We start from the raw sequence: 17,753 nt of genomic DNA on the forward strand, positions 1-17,753 counted from the left end.
AGTTCTTAAATTAAAAACACAAAAAAAAGCGAAATCAATTGATTTCGCTTTTTTTTATGTTTTACTATTTTAAATTTATAATGGAATAACAATCGCTCCGTTAAATTGTTCTCTAATTTCATTTAAAGATCTGTCTGCTTCTAATCTTGTTTTGTAGTTGCCAACTTGTACTTTCCATTCAGGAGATTTGTAAACTAACTTACTATAAACACCTGGATATTCAACCTGAAATCTGCTTCGCAAGCTTTTTGCTTTTCTTTCCAATCCGTTATATAACTGAATTCGGTAGCCCGTTCCGTTATGTTTGTTGTATTGTCTTTTTTTATTGATTAGTGCAGTAATATCTTTATTTTCAGTAATATTATCTTGAGCATTGCTATTAAAAGCGCCAATAATAATACCTAAAATTAAACTTAGTATAATGCTTCTTTTTTTCATTTTATTAAAACTTTTCACAAAAGTAACGACTTGCAATTTAATAGATTGTCTGCTTAAGTTATTTAGAATAAATATAAATTATAAATTAGCAATCTCTTAACATTTCACAATTTAGAGAGAAGTAGTACTTTTGTCTGACTTTCTATTTGCTGTTTTTAGAATAGCGTTATAGAAAAAAATGTGCCAAAACAGTTACAAAACTTATATTTAACAGTATGAAAAGTGTGAAACATCACAGTAAATTAACCCAAAAACTCGTAAAGAGTTTAGCTTTCTTTTTAGTTTTATTTATAAGCTTTTCAGCGTTTTCTCAAGATGTTGACGAAGCTCGCCAGAAAGAAGGGAAGAAATTATTTAAGTCTTTATGTGCCTCATGTCACAAGTTAGACAAGAAACTTGTGGGTCCTAAATTAGGTGGGATTGAAGAGAGAAGAGAGAACGATTGGTTAAAGTCTTGGATTAAAGACAATGCCGCGTTAAGAGCTTCTGGAGATAAAGACGCAATTGCAATTTTTGAAGAGTATAAAGGTTCTAATATGACCGCTTTTCCTCAGTTAACAGATCAGAATATCGATGATATTCTTTATTACACAACTGTTGGTGAGATTGCTAAACCAGGTCAAGTAGCAGTGGCTGCTGGTGATACTGAAAAAGGAGATTCGCCAAGATGGTTGTTGTATGTTTTAGCAGCAGCTATTATTGTAGCTTTCTTAATTATTGCTAATTTATTAAAAACAATTAGTGAGTTAAAAGGAGCTCCTAAAACACCTGGTATGCTTGGTCAGTCGGCTGAGTTATGGGCAGGTATTAAAAAGAATACTTTTTTACATGTTTCAGCTGTTCTATTTGGGGCTTTAATTGGGATTTATATCTTATTCGGAACCTTGTTCCAAGTAGGTGTTGATGAAGGTTATCAACCAATACAGCCTATAGCATTCTCTCATAAAATTCACGCAGGTGATAATAAGATAGATTGTCAATACTGTCACTCATCAGCAAAACATAGTAAGCATTCAGGTATACCGTCTGTAAATGTTTGTATGAATTGTCATAAAAATATTTCTGAAGTAGCAGATGATACTAAAGTGGTGATGGATGATCATACTCTAGTGAAGTCAGATTTAGATAAAGAGATAGCTAAGATATATGAAGCAGCTGGTTGGGATGCTGAAAACTTAGAATATACTGGTAACACTAAGCCTGTAAAATGGGTTAGAGTACATAATTTACCAGATTTTGCATACTTTAATCACTCACAACACGTAACTGTAGGAGGAGTAGCTTGTCAGAAATGTCACGGTCCTGTTGAGGAAATGGAAGAAGTATACCAATACTCTTCATTAACAATGGGTTGGTGTATAGATTGTCATAAAGCAACCAAGGTTGATTTAAAGGGTAATGAGTATTATGCTAAAATTCATAAAGAATTAGCGGCAAAGTATGGTGTTGATCAAGTTACAATTGCTCAACTAGGAGGAAAAGAGTGTGGTAAGTGCCACTATTAATCAATTAGAAAGTAGAAAAACACGTATATAAATGGCTTCAAACAAAAAATACTGGCAAAGTGTTGAAGAACTTAAAGGTAGTTCTGTTGTTGAAACGCTGCGTAATAATGAGTTTGTACAAGATATTCCTACAGATGAGTTTTTAGGTGATAAAGAAACATTAGAAACATCATCTACATCACGTAGAGATTTCTTAAAATACGTTGGATTTACAACGGCAGCTGCATCATTAGCTGCTTGTGAAGGTCCCGTAAGAAAATCAATCCCTTATGTAGTGCAACCAAATGATATCGTTGTAGGTGTTGCTGATTGGTATGCAACTACAATTGCTGATGGTTTTGATTTTGCAAACGTATTAGTAAAAACACGCGAAGGTCGTCCTATTCTTGTAATGCCTAATAAGCAAGCGGGAGGAGAAACAAATGCACGTACTCAAGCATCTGTTTTATCATTATATGATAGCGAATTACGCTTAAAAGAACCTAAAAAAGGAGAAGCTGAAATTTCTTGGGCAGATGCCGATAAAGAAATTGTAGCTAAACTTAATCAATTAAAAGAAGCAAACGAATCAGTAGTTTTATTAACAGGTACTTTAGCGAGTCCTTCTACTGAAAAAGTAATTGCTGATTTTACTGCAGCATATCCAAACGTTAAGCACGTTGTTTATGATGCAATTTCAGAAAGTGCAACTGCCGATGCTTTTGAAGCAATGTACGGTAAACGCGCTGTGCCTAACTACGATTTTAGCAAGGCAGAGGTTATTGTTTCTGTTGGGGCTGATTTTATTGGTGACTGGCAAGGTGGATATGAAAAGTCTTATGCAGATGGGCGTAGAGCTGATTCTGGTAAAATGTCTTATCATGTTCAAATAGAAAGTAACATGTCTTTAGCAGGAGCAAATGCTGATAAAAGAATTGTTGTAAAGCCTTCTGATCAAGTATATGCTTTGGTTAATTTATATAATGCTGTAGCAGGAGAATCACTTCCATCTAAAGCAACTAAATTTGATGCAGAAATTAAAAAGCTAGCTAGCGATTTAAAGAAAGCAGGTTCAAAAGGAGTTGTAGTTACAGGTTTAAATGATAAAAACGCTCAGTTAATTGCTTTTGCAATTAATGAGAAATTAAATAGTGAGATTTTCGATGCTAAAGCAGTTAATTTAACGCGTCAAGGTAACGATACTCAGGTAGCTGAATTAGTTGCAGATATTAAAAATGGTAAGGTTAAAGGTTTAGTTACTTATAACACAAACCCTTTATATACATTAGCAAATGCATCTGAATTAGCAGAAGGAATTAAAAAGTTAAAACTATCTGTTGCAATAGCTACTCAGAATGATGTAACAGCTAAGGCAACACAATATACATTACCAGCACCTCATAACTTAGAAAGTTGGGGAGATGTTACGGTAACAGCAGGTACTTATAGTTTAATGCAGCCTACTATTTCTCCGTTATTTAATACACGTCAGTTACAAGATGTGTTATTAAAATGGTCAGGTAGTTCTGTAAACTATTATGATACTTTAAAAGAATTTTGGAGTACTACTGTTTTAGCAGGTGCATCATGGAATCAAGCATTACATGATGGTTTCTTTAAGTCAGAAATGATGTTAGAAGAAGAAGCTTTTGAAACTTCAGTAGCTATAGCTGCTTCAGTAGCTGAATTAGTTAAAGCAGCAAGCGCATCTTCAGGTTTCGAATTAAACTTGTATTCGTCAACTGCATTAGGTGATGGTAAACAAGCGAACAACCCTTGGTTACAAGAATTACCAGATCCTATTACTCGTGCATCATGGGATAACTACTTAACCGTTTCTATGGCTGATGCTAGAGAATTAGGTTTTGAAAACCCAGTAAAAGATAACGGAGCAATTAATGGTAACTACGCTAGCGTAACAGTAAATGGAGTAACAATTAAGAATGTTCCTGTGATGATTCAACCAGGTCAAGCAAAAGGATCAGTTGGTTTAGCATTAGGTTACGGTAGGACTGAAGGTTTAAAAGAAGAGATGCAAGTTGGTATCAACGCGTATCCTTTCTTAAAAGATGGTAACAATGTACAATACAATGTTGCTGTCGAGAAAACTTCAGGATGGCATAAGTTTGCTTGTACTCAGGTACAAAGTACACTAGCGGGTCGTCATGATATTTTAAAGGAAGCTACATTACAACAAGTAAATAACAAAAATTTAGATCCAAAACATACTTGGAATAAACCAGCAATGGTTTCTTATGATCACCAAGAAACAGCGGCTAGTAAAATAGATTTATGGGATGAACATAATCGTGAAATAGGTCATCACTTTAACCTATCTATCGATTTAACATCTTGTACAGGTTGTGGGGCGTGTGTAGTAGCATGTCATGCAGAAAACAATGTGCCTGTTGTAGGTAAAGATGAAGTACGTGTAGGTAGAGATATGCACTGGTTGCGTATCGATCGTTACTATTCTTCTACTGTTGCAGATAAACAACATGAAGCTTCAATGACTATTGAAGAATTCAAAGCAGAGAACCCTAATTTAGCGAACAAAGACGTTGAAAGAAAGTATACAGAAAGAGTTTTAGAATTAAGTAAAGGTGATTTATTTGACGCTTTAGAAAATTCTGCTGAAAATCCAGAAGTAGCTTTCCAACCAATGATGTGTCAGCACTGTAATCACGCACCATGTGAAACAGTTTGTCCGGTTGCAGCAACATCTCATGGCCGTCAAGGTCAAAATCAAATGGCATATAACAGATGTGTAGGTACAAGGTATTGTGCAAACAACTGTCCATATAGAGTTCGTCGTTTTAACTGGTTCAACTATGCTGAAAACAACGAATTCGATTTCAATATGAATAACGAATACGGTAAAATGGTGTTAAACCCAGATGTAGTAGTTCGTTCTCGTGGAGTTATGGAAAAATGTTCTATGTGTATTCAAATGACTCAAGCAACTATCTTAAAAGCTAAAAAAGAAGGTAGAGCTGTAAATAAAGACGAATTTGAAACAGCATGTTCATCAGCTTGTTCTACAGGAGCAATGGTGTTTGGAGATGTAAACAATTCTGAAGATGCTATAACAGCATTAAAAGAAGATAATAGAGCTTTCCACGTGTTAGATTATATTGGTACAAAACCAAATGTAGTTTACCAAGTAAAAGTTAGAAATACAAACGAAGCTTAATAATATAATTAATAAGTATATAGATTTATGTCGTCTCATTACGAATCATCTTATAGAGAACCTTTAGTGTTGGGTAACAAAAGTTACCATGATATCACTGAAGACATTGCAAAACCTATCGAAGGTAAGGCAAATCAAAATTGGTATATCGCATTTTATATTTCTTTGGCAGCAATGCTATGGGGATTTGGATGTATTTTCTACACGGTCGGTACAGGTATCGGTGTGTGGGGATTAAACAAAAACATCGGTTGGGCTTGGGATATTACCAACTTCGTATGGTGGGTAGGTATTGGTCACGCAGGAACATTGATTTCAGCGGTATTATTACTATTCCGTCAAAAATGGAGAATGGCAATTAACCGTTCGGCAGAAGCGATGACAATCTTTGCGGTTTTTCAAGCAGGGTTGTTTCCTATTATTCACATGGGTCGTCCATGGAATGGATATTGGGTGTTACCAATGCCAAACCAATTTGGTTCGTTATGGGTAAACTTTAACTCGCCATTACTATGGGATGTATTTGCAATATCAACCTATTTATCTGTATCATTAGTTTTCTGGTGGACAGGTTTATTACCAGATTTTGCAATGATTCGTGATAGAGCAGTAAAGCCTTTTCAGAAGAAAATATATGCTTTATTATCTTTCGGATGGTCTGGTAGAGCAAAAGACTGGCAACGTTTTGAAGAAGTATCTTTAGTATTAGCAGGTTTAGCAACACCATTAGTACTTTCTGTACACACAATTGTATCTATGGATTTTGCTACTTCTATTAACCCAGGATGGCACTCTACTATATTTCCACCTTACTTCGTAGCTGGAGCAATCTTTTCAGGATTTGCAATGGTACAAACCTTATTAGGTATTATGCGTAAGGTTACTAATATGGAAGCTTATATTACACGTTTACACGTTGAATATATGAATATCGTAATCCTTTTAACAGGTGGTATTGTAGCTGTAGCGTATGCAACAGAATTCTTTATCGCATGGTATACAGGATCACCTTATGAAAACTATACTTACTTATCATTTGGAGCTGAAGCAGGACCTTACGGGTGGGCATTTTGGTCACTATTATGGTGTAATATTATCTTACCACAGTTTTTATGGATTAAGAAATTAAGAAGAAGCTTTATCTTTTCTTTTATCATTTCAATCATAATTAATATTGGTATGTGGTTTGAGCGTTTTGATATTATCGCAATTGTATTAAGTAAAGGACACTTACCATCAACATGGTGGCGTTTTGAGCCAACATTTGTTGATGTAGGTATTTTTGTAGGAACTATCGGGTTTTTCTTTGTATTATTCTTATTATATGCAAGAACATTCCCAGTAATAGCACAAGCAGAAGTTAAGACAATCTTGAAATCTTCAGGAGAGAATTATAAAAAATTAAGAGAGGAGAACAATGAGCACTAATAAAGTAATTCACGCATTTTATAATGATGATGATATCTTAATGGATGCCGTTAAGAAAATCAAAGGAGAACATCACCACATCGAAGAAGTATTTTGTCCTTTTCCCGTTCATGGACTAGACAAAGCATTAGGATTAGCACCAACGCGTTTAGCAATCACTGCATTCTTTTACGGAATTACAGGTTTATGCTTTGCTATTTGGATGACTAATTATATGATGATTCAAGATTGGCCACAAGATATTGGTGGTAAGCCTAACTTTAGTTGGTTTACAAATATGCCAGCGTTTGTACCAATTATGTTTGAATTAACAGTATTTTTTGCGGCCCACTTAATGGTAATTACTTTTTATATGAGAAGTAGAATATGGCCATTTAAAGAAGCAGAAAATCCAGATCCAAGAACTACCGATGATCACTTCTTAATGGAGATTCCTGTTCATGGTAATGAAGACGAGTTAAAAGCATTGGTTGAATCAACTGGGGCTGTAGAAATTAACATAGTAGAAAAGCACTAATAAAGAGATATGAAAAGTTTTGTAAAAATAATCGTCGCTTTAGTTGTAATAACAAGTGTTATTTCATGCGGAGATAAACGTACACCTCAATTACAGTATATGCCTGATATGTATGTATCTATTCCTTACGATGCGAATGGGGATACAGGTGTTTCTAACAGTACATCAGACAGATTGCCTGTTGCAGGTACCGTAAGTAGAAACGGTATAGTAGCTTATGATATTCCCGATACAAATGAAGGATACGAGAAAGCTAAAGCTGAATTAAAGAATCCTTTCGAAGCTTCTGAAAAGAACTTGGCAAAGGGTAAAGAATTGTATACAATCTATTGTGCTACATGCCATGGTAAAAAAGGTGATGGTAACGGAGTTTTATCTCAAAGAGATAAGTTTAATGGTATACCTAACTACAAAGATAGAGACCTAACTCCAGGTAATATTTATCATGTACTTATGTATGGTAAAAACTTAATGGGTTCCCATTCAAGTCAGTTACAGTACAAAGAGCGTTGGCAAGTTGTACAGTATGTAGAGAAATTAAGAAGCGAATTAAAATAAGTATATAATAGATAGTTAAGATATGTACAAGTTTTCAGGAAAATTAAAAATGCTTGCTATTATTTTAATGGCTGTAGGACTTATAGGAACTGTTTATAGTTTTTATAGTGCACCTAAAACATTAGAAGAAGCAAAGGAAATTTTAGCAAATCAGCACGGTGCTCATCATGGAGATAATGCTACTGCTGATTCTCATAAAGCAACAACTCACGTTGAAAACGCTAAAGAAGAAGCACAGGCTACAACAGAAATACATGAGGAAGAAAATCATGTTTCTGATAGTATAGCTGTTCATACAGAAAGTGCTGAAGTTGCACATGTAGCAGATTCAACTAATGCAGAACATAAAGAAGAAGTAAAAGAACAGCATGCTGATGCAGTTGTAAAACATACAGATGCTACACAGGCACACGGAGAAAACCATGAAGATGAACATGCCGAACATGCTTTTCATCAAATGCAAAACCGACCTTGGGCAGCTTTTTTTGTTGCTTTAATGTTCTTTTTAGGAGTTACATTATTAGTATTAGCTTTTTATGCAATACAAAGAGTAGCACAAGCAGGTTGGTCTATCGTATTATTTAGAGTAATGGAAGCTATTACAGCAAATTTACACTATGTAAGTGCTATAATGTTAGTGTTTTTAATCGCTACTTTTATGCATATGAATCATTTATTCCCTTGGATGGCTGAAGGTGTTTTTGACCCTCAAAGTCCAAACTACGATGCTGTTGTAGACGGAAAAAAATGGTTTTTAAATACGCCAGGTTGGTTAATGAGAAGTATCTTTTATTTAACTGTTTGGAATGTATATCGTTTCTTTATTAGAAAAGGCTCTATAGCTCAAGATAATGGTGACTTAAAATTACATAAGAGAAATTATAATATTTCTGTAGTTTTCTTATTCTTATTTATGATTACAGAATCTATGATGTCTTGGGATTGGATTATGGGTATAGACCCTCACTGGTTCTCTACATTATTTGGTTGGTATGTTTTAGCTACTTTCTTAGTATCTGCTTTAACAGTAATAGCTTTTGTAACAATATATTTAAGAGCGCAAGGTCATTTACCTTTTGTAAATGATAGTCATATTCATGATTTAGCGAAGTATATGTTTGGTTTTTCAGTATTCTGGACCTACTTATGGTTTGCTCAGTTTATGTTAATTTGGTATGCAGATATTCCAGAAGAAACAACTTATTTCTTATTGCGTTTCAATGAATATAAAGTTCCATTTTTAGCAATGGTAGTTATGAACTTTATCTTTCCAATATTATTATTAATCAATAGCGACTTTAAAAGCGTTCCTTGGTTTGTAACAATAGGAGGAGTTGTAATATTAGCAGGTCATTATTTAGACTTATTTGTAATGATCATGCCAGGAACTGTTGGTGCTCAATACGGATTTGGGATTGGTGAAATAAGCGGGATTTTATTCTTCTTAGGCTTATTTATTTATGCTACCTTTAGCGCGTTTGCAAAAGCAAATACATTGGCAAAAGGAAACCCATTCTTACACGAAAGTGAAACTTATCATTACTACAATATCGAACACAGTGGTGAAGATAGTAATGACCATTAATAATTATAATTAATAAACAAATAGTTTAGATAATATGCTCGCTTTATTTTATATTTTCATAGCAATTGCAATAGGAGTTAGTTTCTGGCAAATTACTCGTATAATGAATTTTCGCTCTGTAATAGCTACAGACAAAGACAATGAAACACAAGGTAAATTAGCTATAGGGTTTTTAGTAGCCCTTTATGCAATGATGGTTTATTGTTTAATAGCAATGAATGTAGTAATGTTACCAGAGTCTGCTTCTATTGAAGGAGAACATGATGATAACTTATTTAACATTACATTTTGGTTAATTGGTGTTGTTCAGTTTGCAATGCAATTCTTAATTTTCTTTTTTACATATAAGTATAGAGGTAAAAAAGGAAACAAAGCATTGTTTTATGCAGATAGTCATAAATTAGAATTAATATGGACTACTATTCCTGCAGTAACAATTGTAATCTTAATTGGTTATGGTTTATGGGCTTGGAATAATATTATGTATGTTGGTGATGACGAAAACCCTATCGAAATTGAAGTATATTCTAGACAATTCGATTGGCAAGCACGTTACGCAGGAGTAGATAATGAATTAGGTTTAGGAAATGTTAACTTTATAAAAGGAATTAACTCAATGGGAGTTGATATGTCTGATCCAAATTCTCAGGATGATAAAAAAGTAACAGAACTAGTTTTACCAAAAGGGAAAAAGATTTTATTTAAGTTCCGTTCTCAAGATGTATTACACTCAGCTTATATGCCTCACTTTAGAGCGCAAATGAACTGTGTACCAGGTATGGTTACTCAATTTGCATTTACACCTAAGTTTACTACTGAAGAGATGCGTAAAAGCTCTGAGGTAATTGCTAAAACAGATGGAATTAATAAAATTAGAAAAGCAAAAGGTGAAGACCTTTACGAATTTGATTATTTGTTATTGTGTAATAAAATTTGTGGTGCATCTCACTACAATATGCAAATGAAAATTACTGTTGTTGAAGAAGCTGAATACAACAAGTGGTTATCAGAACAAAAAACATTAGCTCAAGTTATTAAATAAGATATTTTTTAAAAGTATATATAGATTATGTCAGATCATCATCACAAAGAAACATTTGTAACCAAATACATCTTCAGTCAAGATCATAAAATGATCTCGAAACAATTTCTTGTTACGGGTATATTTATGGGTGTTATAGGAGGTTTTATGTCTATGTTATTTCGTTTGCAAATTGCATGGCCAGAAACATCATTTTCAATTATTGAAGCATTCTTAGGTAACCATCAAACAGATGGAATTATGAATCCTGATATGTACTTAGCATTGGTTACAATTCACGGTACAATAATGGTATTTTTTGTATTAACTGCCGGTTTAAGTGGTACGTTTTCAAACTTATTAATTCCATTGCAAATCGGGGCACGTGATATGGCTTCTGGTTTCTTAAACATGGTATCTTACTGGTTGTTTTTCTTATCATCGGTAATAATGATAATTTCATTATTTGTTGAGGCAGGACCTGCATCAGCTGGATGGACAATTTATCCACCTTTATCAGCCTTGCCACAAGCAATTCCTGGTTCAGGTACAGGTATGACATTATGGTTAGTATCTATGGCAATTTTCGTTGCGTCATCATTAATAGGATCGTTAAACTACATCGTAACAATTTTAAACTTACGTACAAAAGGAATGAAAATGACAAGATTGCCATTAACAATGTGGGCATTCTTTGTTACAGCTATTATTGGTGTTATTTCGTTCCCAGTATTGTTATCTGCTGCTTTATTATTAATTTTTGATAGAAGTTTCGGAACCTCATTTTTCTTGTCAGATATTTTTATCTCAGGAGAAGTATTACATTACCAAGGAGGATCACCTGTATTATTTGAACACTTATTTTGGTTCTTAGGGCACCCAGAAGTATATATTATTTTATTACCAGCATTAGGTCTTACTTCAGAAGTAATATCAACAAATGCTCGTAAGCCAATTTTTGGATACCGTGCAATGATTGGGTCAATCATCGCGATTGCTTTCTTATCAACAATTGTATGGGGGCACCACATGTTTGTTACAGGAATGAATCCTTTCTTAGGATCTGTATTTACATTTACAACGGTATTAATTGCAATTCCATCTGCAGTAAAAGCATTTAATTATGTTACAACATTATGGAAAGGTAACTTACAATTAAATCCAGCCATGTTATTCTCTATCGGATTAGTTTCTACATTCGTAACAGGTGGTTTAACAGGATTAGTTTTAGGAGATTCTGCATTAGATATTAACGTACACGATACTTATTTCGTAGTAGCGCATTTCCACTTAGTAATGGGTGTATCTGCTTTATTAGGAATGTTTGCTGGTGTGTATCACTGGTTCCCTAAAATGTATGGTAGAATGATGAATAAAACATTAGGTTACTGGCACTTTTGGTTAACAATTATCTCTGCTTACGGAGTATTTTTCCCGATGCACTTTGTTGGACTCGCTGGTTTACCTCGTCGTTATTATACAAACTCAAACTTTCCAATGTTTGATGATTTAATTGAAATCAACGTATTTATGACTTTAATGGCATTTTTAGGAGGTGCTGCTCAGTTAATATTTTTAGCAAACTTCTTTATCTCAATGTATAGAGGTAATAAAGCAGAACAGAATCCTTGGAAATCGAATACTTTAGAGTGGACTACACCTGTTGAACATATTCACGGAAACTGGCCAGGTGCTATTCCAGAAGTTCACAGATGGGCGTATGATTATAGTAAAGTATGGGATGATGAAAATGATCCTAGATTTGGAGAGTATGTGCACGGAAAAGATTTCGTATTACAAATTACACCATTGTTAGATGGAGAAGAACCATCTTAATAAATAAAAGAATTTATGAAAAGCCTTCCAATATTGGAAGGCTTTTTTGTTTTACAATTCTAAATGCTATTATGTACCTTAGCATTGGTAATGTTGTTGCGTAACAATTATTACAAAGCAAAAATTATATTTCAAGTATATTTGTACCTATATGAACGAAAACTTAAATCCTGAAAATACGAATCTATCAAATGACGATTTAGATGTAGAAAAAAAACTACGTCCGCTTTCTTTTGATGACTTTTCAGGACAAGATCAAGCAATTGATAATTTAAAAATATTTGTTGAAGCAGCCAATCAACGAGATGAAGCTTTAGATCATACTTTGTTTCACGGTCCTCCGGGATTGGGTAAAACAACCTTGGCACATATTTTAGCCAATGAGTTAGGTGTGGGTATTAAAGTTACCTCAGGACCTGTTTTAGATAAGCCAGGAGATTTGGCAGGATTGTTAACAAATCTTGATGAACGAGATGTGTTATTTATAGATGAAATTCATCGATTAAGTCCGATTGTAGAAGAATACTTATATTCTGCAATGGAAGACTATAAAATCGATATTATGATTGAATCTGGACCCAACGCACGTACGGTTCAAATAAATTTAGAACCGTTTACATTAGTAGGAGCTACGACTCGATCTGGATTGTTAACAGCACCAATGAGAGCTCGTTTTGGAATCAGTAGTCGTTTGCATTATTATTCAACAGAATTACTTACTACTATTATTCAAAGAAGTTCGCAAATATTAGGCGTACCAATTTCTATGGAAGCAGCTATAGAAATTGCTGGTAGAAGTAGAGGAACACCAAGAATAGCAAACGCATTATTACGAAGAGTTAGAGATTTTGCACAAATAAAAGGTAATGGAAGTATTACTATAGAAATAGCAGTTTATGCTTTAAAAGCATTGAATGTAGATGCTCATGGATTGGATGAAATGGATAATAAGATTTTAGTAACTATAATTGATAAATTTAAAGGAGGACCTGTAGGAATTAGTACAATTGCAACAGCAGTTAGTGAGAATACAGAAACCATTGAAGAAGTATATGAACCGTTTTTAATTCAACAAGGTTTTATAATGCGTACTCCAAGAGGTAGAGAAGTAACTGATTTGGCTTACCAACATTTAGGGCGAATTAAAGGGAAGAATCAAGGTGAATTATTTTAAGTAATTATTAAACTTCTAAATGGAAAAAGAAAATATTAATAAAAATATATCTAAAGAGCCATCTAACGGATGGATACAAAGGTTAAAAGAAGAGAGTTGGGAAGCTGAATTACTGGTTTCTGCTATCGCTATTTTCGGAACTTTTAAGCTTTTTGATATTGTTAGTTGGGCAACCAATTTTTTTATTGATGTGTTAAATCCTAATCAATATTTTATAGCTTATTTCATTGTAACTTTTGGTCTTTTGGCGGTAAGTATGTTAGCAGCAATGTTTGTAATACACTTTGTTTTACGAGCTTATTGGATAGGTTTGGTAGGGTTGAATTCTGTTTTCCCTGATTACAGTATTGAGGATAGTGTGTATTCTAAAATTTACACAAAAAAAATATTAGAAGTCTTACCAAAGTTAAAAGAATCAATACAAAAAACAGATGAGCTATGTAGCGTAATTTTTTCAGCAGCATTTACATTGTTGTTTATGTACGCATATATGTCTCTTTTTGCAAGTGTTTATTTGTTTGTATATAACCTTTTATCAAAATATATAGCTTCATATATTTTATTAATCCCTGCAGGCTTTTTTACGTTTTGCTTATTCCTGCAAATGATCATAACACTTATTTCTAATTTAAAAGTAAATAAAGAAAAAGAGAAAATACAAACAATCACTTTTAAAATAAATAAGTTTGTTTCAATGTTAACTTTCGGACCATTATATAAATCAATTTTACAAATAACAATGATTTTCGGTTCTAATTTTAAAAAGAAGAAATCGTTGGTATATCTAGTTTTATCATTTGTTTTTGTAGGTTTATTTTTAACAATGAATCAAATAATAAAAACAAATATATTTTATTTAGTATCTCATCAAAAATATTTTAATACAACGAAGGTTTATGCAAGTTTTTATAAAGACGAAAATAAAACAAATACGTTTTTATTAACACCAGAAATAGAATCAGACAAAGTAACTTCGGATGTTTTAAAGATTTTTATCCCTGTTTTTAGTTATGAAAAAAACGTAAGAACTCAACTGTGTGGTACTTTAGAAAAAGAGGATGATAAATCATTTGAGTTGGCAAGAGAAGAAATGGATGCCTTTACTTTAAATTGTTATAAAGAGTATTATCATATTTATATAGATAATGAAAAAATTACAGCAGATTTTCTGCGGCAACATGGACATTCTAGAACTAAACAAGCAGGAATTATTTCTTATTTAGATATTTCGAACTTAAAAAAAGGAATACATACTATTAAAGTAAGGAAAGAGCTTAAAAATTCGGAAACCTTGAAATGGAAAATTAAGTTTTACAAAGTAACAAACAACTAATCTCATTTTTTAAAAAAAGTAAAGTTGATATTTTAATGAAATTATTAAAAAAATTCATACCAATTTTAGAGTGGTTACCAAACTACAAAAAATCTCAACTTAGAGGTGATGTTGTAGCAGGTATAACTGTAGCAACGGTTTTAATTCCGCAAGGAATTGCTTATGCATTAATTGCAGGTTTACCACCTATTTATGGTTTATATGCTGCTTTGGTACCGCAATTAATGTATGCAATTTTTGGTTCGTCTCGCCAAGTAGCAATTGGTCCAGTAGCAATGGATTCTTTAATTGTGGCTACAGGAGTTTCAACATTAGCCTTAATGGGATCAGAAAGTTATATTGCTATTGCTATTTTATTAGCATTAATGGTGGGTGGTATTCAGCTTTTAATGGGGCTTTTTCGTTTAGGTTTTATTGTTAATTTTTTATCAAGACCTGTAATAGTAGGATTTACATCTGCGGTAGCATTAATTATAGGGTTAAATCAATTTAGAAACTTATTAGGAGTAGATTTTTTACAGAGCGATCAGGTACATATTCTTATTGAAGATATCTTTAAAAGAGTTTCATATTTTAATACCAACACTGCCGTAATCGGAATTATTGCATGTATTATAATTATGATTTTTAGAAAAATCAATAAAAAAATACCCAATGCTTTAATAGTTGTAGTAATAGGGATATTGGTAATTCGTTTTTCTAAAGATTATTTTATAGATGTAGCAATTGTAAAAGGGATTCCATCTGGATTACCAGGTTTTAGTATTCCGGTTATAGATATCGCATTAATAAGAGAATTATTACCAATAGCAATAACCTTAGTTATGGTTGGGTATTTAGAGATTATATCGATAGGTAAAACATTAGAAGCAAAGCAAGATGAATATAGAATAAGACCAAATCAAGAACTTATAGCTTTAGGTTTAAGCAATGTTGTAGGTTCGTTATTTCAATCCTATCCATCAACATCAAGCTTTTCTCGTTCGGCAATTAATGAAGAAGCAGGTGGTAAAACAGGTATATCAGCAATTGTATCGGTACTAATAGTTGTACTCACATTGCTTTTCTTGACACCAGTATTTTATCATTTACCAAAAACAATATTGGCCGCTATTATCATAGTAGCTGTATTTAATTTAATAAATATAAAAGAAGCTAAACGACTTTGGACAGCTAATAATTTAGATTTTTGGTTGTTGATAGCAACATTTTTAGCGACTATCTTTTTTGGTATTGAATACGGTATTTTAATAGGTGTAAGCTTGTCTTTAGTAATCTTAATTTTTAGAACATCACGACCTTATGTAATAGAATTAGGAAAGGTGCCAAACTCTGATTTTTACAGAAATAAAAACAGATTTAAAGATGTAATTATTGATGATAAAATTTTAGTATTTCGTTTTGATGCACAATTGTTTTATGCCAACTCAAATTATTTTCATGAAAAACTAGATGAAATGGTCGGGGAAAAAGGAAAATTATTAAAATTAATTGTCTTAGATGCCGAAAGTATTAATAGAGTTGATAGTACCGGAGTAGAAATGCTTAAAGAGCGTATAAAATATTACAATAAAAGAAACATTGCATTTTATTTTGCAGGAGTAAAAGGACCCGTTAGAGACGCTTTTTTTAGAGGAGGTCTTTTAGAAGTGGCAAGTATAGATCACTTTTTTATGCGTGCCAATGGCGCAGTAAATTTTTTTAAAACAGGAGATAATAAAAATCAAAAAAAATACGCACAGTATATACATCAAGCGTACGAATAAATAAGATTATGAATATAGAGCAAATTTATACAGGTTGTTTAGCACAAGGAGCATATTATATAGAAAGTAATGGAGAAATAGCAATTATAGATCCGTTACGCGAAGTAGCACCTTACATAAAAAAAGCAGCAGAAGCTAACGGGAATATTAAATATATTTTTGAAACTCATTTTCATGCAGATTTTGTAAGTGGCCACGTAACCTTAGCAGAAAAAACAGGAGCAACAATTGTATACGGTCCAACGGCTAAAACAAATTACAAATCTCATATAGCAACCGATGGGGAAGTTTTTAAAGTAGGTAATATTACCATTACAGCAATGCACACACCAGGGCATACGATGGAAAGTACTTCGTATTTATTGAAAGATGAAAACGGGAAAAACCACGCAGTTTTTAGTGGAGACACCTTATTTTTAGGTGATGTTGGGCGTCCAGATTTAGCGCAGAAAGGAACACTTACTCAAGATGATTTAGCGGGACTTTTATATGACAGCTTACGCACAAAAATAATGACTTTAGAGGATGACGTTATTGTATATCCTGCACACGGAGCAGGTTCTGCTTGTGGAAAAAACTTAAGTAAAGAAACGGTAGGATCTATTGGTGATCAAAAGAAAACCAATTATGCTTTAAGAGCAGATATGACTAAGGCAGAATTCATAAAAGAAGTAACGGATGGTTTAGCACCACCACCGGCTTATTTTCCTTTAAATGTAAAGATGAATAAAGAAGGATATGAATCAATAGATGAAGTTATTAAAAAAGGAGCGATAGCATTATCTGCTGAAGATTTTGAAAAAGTAAGTAATTCAACAGATGCCATCATTTTAGATGTACGCCATCAATTCGATTTTGTAAAAGGATTTATACCGCAATCAATTTTTATTGGTTTAGGAGGAACGTTTGCTCCTTGGGTTGGTGCTTTAATTAAAGATGTAACTCAGCCAATTTTATTAATAACGCCTTTAGGAGAAGAAAAAACAGCAATTACACGTTTATCTCGCGTAGGTTTTGATAATGTATTAGGGTATTTAGAAGGTGGTTTTGAGACTTGGCAAAAATCAGGAAAAGAAATAGATACTTTACGTTCTGTATCGGCAAATGATCTAGAGGAAGCGATAAACAACAAAGCAAAAGTTTTTGATGCCCGAAAACCAGGGGAATATGCAAACGAACATATTATCGATGTGCCAAGTACGCCATTAGATTTTTTAAATGACCATATATCTGAATTTCCAAAAAAGGAAAATTTTTATATTCATTGTGCCGGTGGTTATCGTTCGGTAATAGCAGCGTCTATTTTAAAGTCTAGAGGATATCATAATGTAATTGATGTAGCAGGTGGTTATGGAGCCATCAAAAAAACAACAATCAATAGAACGGCCAATGTTTGTCCGTCAACATTAAAATAAAACGA

The 17,753-nt window shown here is 33.1% G+C and carries 13 protein-coding genes; 12 read left to right on the top strand and 1 reads right to left on the bottom strand.

The genetic code is table 11. From position 1 onward, the window contains the following. Positions 1-75: 75 nt before the first annotated feature. On the bottom strand, positions 76-438 hold the full coding sequence (locus tag H0I30_RS12065; protein WP_218772110.1) for an SPOR domain-containing protein: 363 nt from the start codon (positions 436-438) through the stop codon (positions 76-78). A gap of 215 nt (positions 439-653) precedes the next feature. Between H0I30_RS12065 and H0I30_RS12070 the strand changes: the two genes are divergently transcribed. The 12 genes from H0I30_RS12070 (at position 654) to H0I30_RS12125 (ending at position 17,748) form a co-directional block, all read left to right on the top strand. Then, positions 654-1,943 (top strand): c-type cytochrome, encoded by a 1,290-nt coding sequence (locus H0I30_RS12070; RefSeq protein WP_218772111.1) that lies wholly within the window; start codon positions 654-656, stop codon positions 1,941-1,943. Positions 1,944-1,974: 31 nt separating this feature from the next. Next, complete coding sequence (locus tag H0I30_RS12075) at positions 1,975-5,115, top strand: TAT-variant-translocated molybdopterin oxidoreductase (RefSeq protein WP_218772112.1); 3,141 nt, start codon at positions 1,975-1,977, stop codon at positions 5,113-5,115. Positions 5,116-5,142: 27 nt separating this feature from the next. After that, positions 5,143-6,543 (top strand): NrfD/PsrC family molybdoenzyme membrane anchor subunit, encoded by a 1,401-nt coding sequence (gene nrfD, locus H0I30_RS12080; protein ID WP_218772113.1) that lies wholly within the window; start codon positions 5,143-5,145, stop codon positions 6,541-6,543. Continuing rightward, on the top strand, positions 6,533-7,060 hold the full coding sequence (locus H0I30_RS12085; protein ID WP_218772114.1) for a DUF3341 domain-containing protein: 528 nt from the start codon (positions 6,533-6,535) through the stop codon (positions 7,058-7,060). Before nrfD ends, H0I30_RS12085 begins: the two co-directional genes overlap by 11 nt. Positions 7,061-7,069: 9 nt before the next feature. Then, positions 7,070-7,618, top strand: a complete 549-nt coding sequence (locus H0I30_RS12090; protein ID WP_218772115.1) for a cytochrome c — start codon at positions 7,070-7,072, stop codon at positions 7,616-7,618. Positions 7,619-7,640: 22 nt separating this feature from the next. Continuing rightward, on the top strand, positions 7,641-9,203 hold the full coding sequence (locus tag H0I30_RS12095; protein ID WP_218772116.1) for a quinol:cytochrome C oxidoreductase: 1,563 nt from the start codon (positions 7,641-7,643) through the stop codon (positions 9,201-9,203). Positions 9,204-9,237: 34 nt separating this feature from the next. Next, positions 9,238-10,245 carry a cytochrome c oxidase subunit II gene (locus tag H0I30_RS12100; protein WP_218772117.1) on the top strand — a complete coding sequence of 336 codons (1,008 nt, stop codon included), beginning with the start codon at positions 9,238-9,240 and terminating at the stop codon, positions 10,243-10,245. A gap of 27 nt (positions 10,246-10,272) precedes the next feature. Beyond that, positions 10,273-12,060, top strand: a complete 1,788-nt coding sequence (locus H0I30_RS12105) for a cbb3-type cytochrome c oxidase subunit I (protein WP_218772118.1) — start codon at positions 10,273-10,275, stop codon at positions 12,058-12,060. A 151-nt stretch (positions 12,061-12,211) separates the two neighbouring features. After that, on the top strand, positions 12,212-13,234 hold the full coding sequence (ruvB, locus tag H0I30_RS12110) for a Holliday junction branch migration DNA helicase RuvB (RefSeq protein ID WP_218772119.1): 1,023 nt from the start codon (positions 12,212-12,214) through the stop codon (positions 13,232-13,234). 19 nt (positions 13,235-13,253) lie between these two features. Beyond that, positions 13,254-14,567 (top strand): hypothetical protein, encoded by a 1,314-nt coding sequence (locus tag H0I30_RS12115; RefSeq protein ID WP_218772120.1) that lies wholly within the window; start codon positions 13,254-13,256, stop codon positions 14,565-14,567. A 35-nt stretch (positions 14,568-14,602) separates the two neighbouring features. Next, positions 14,603-16,333 carry a SulP family inorganic anion transporter gene (locus tag H0I30_RS12120; RefSeq protein ID WP_218772121.1) on the top strand — a complete coding sequence of 577 codons (1,731 nt, stop codon included), beginning with the start codon at positions 14,603-14,605 and terminating at the stop codon, positions 16,331-16,333. A gap of 8 nt (positions 16,334-16,341) precedes the next feature. Next, positions 16,342-17,748: a rhodanese-like domain-containing protein gene (locus H0I30_RS12125; protein WP_218772122.1), complete on the top strand. Its 1,407-nt coding sequence runs from the start codon at positions 16,342-16,344 to the stop codon at positions 17,746-17,748. Positions 17,749-17,753 lie beyond the last annotated feature (5 nt).

Source organism: Tenacibaculum sp. AHE14PA (assembly GCF_019278465.1).
GTDB classification, from domain to species: domain Bacteria; phylum Bacteroidota; class Bacteroidia; order Flavobacteriales; family Flavobacteriaceae; genus Polaribacter; species Polaribacter bernardetii.

What these genes read in the sequence shown, in the direction of transcription:
- nrfD (WP_218772113.1), top strand. Translation starts at nt 5,143, where the DNA reads ATGTCGTCTCATTACGAATCATCTTATAGAGAACCTTTAGTGTTGGGT.
- H0I30_RS12115 (WP_218772120.1), top strand. Translation starts at nt 13,254, where the DNA reads ATGGAAAAAGAAAATATTAATAAAAATATATCTAAAGAGCCATCTAAC.
- H0I30_RS12085 (WP_218772114.1), top strand. Translation starts at nt 6,533, where the DNA reads ATGAGCACTAATAAAGTAATTCACGCATTTTATAATGATGATGATATC.
- H0I30_RS12120 (WP_218772121.1), top strand. Translation starts at nt 14,603, where the DNA reads ATGAAATTATTAAAAAAATTCATACCAATTTTAGAGTGGTTACCAAAC.
- H0I30_RS12100 (WP_218772117.1), top strand. Translation starts at nt 9,238, where the DNA reads ATGCTCGCTTTATTTTATATTTTCATAGCAATTGCAATAGGAGTTAGT.
- ruvB (WP_218772119.1), top strand. Translation starts at nt 12,212, where the DNA reads ATGAACGAAAACTTAAATCCTGAAAATACGAATCTATCAAATGACGAT.
- H0I30_RS12105 (WP_218772118.1), top strand. Translation starts at nt 10,273, where the DNA reads ATGTCAGATCATCATCACAAAGAAACATTTGTAACCAAATACATCTTC.
- H0I30_RS12090 (WP_218772115.1), top strand. Translation starts at nt 7,070, where the DNA reads ATGAAAAGTTTTGTAAAAATAATCGTCGCTTTAGTTGTAATAACAAGT.
- H0I30_RS12095 (WP_218772116.1), top strand. Translation starts at nt 7,641, where the DNA reads ATGTACAAGTTTTCAGGAAAATTAAAAATGCTTGCTATTATTTTAATG.
- H0I30_RS12075 (WP_218772112.1), top strand. Translation starts at nt 1,975, where the DNA reads ATGGCTTCAAACAAAAAATACTGGCAAAGTGTTGAAGAACTTAAAGGT.
- H0I30_RS12070 (WP_218772111.1), top strand. Translation starts at nt 654, where the DNA reads ATGAAAAGTGTGAAACATCACAGTAAATTAACCCAAAAACTCGTAAAG.
- H0I30_RS12065 (WP_218772110.1), bottom strand. Translation starts at nt 438, where the DNA reads ATGAAAAAAAGAAGCATTATACTAAGTTTAATTTTAGGTATTATTATT.
- H0I30_RS12125 (WP_218772122.1), top strand. Translation starts at nt 16,342, where the DNA reads ATGAATATAGAGCAAATTTATACAGGTTGTTTAGCACAAGGAGCATAT.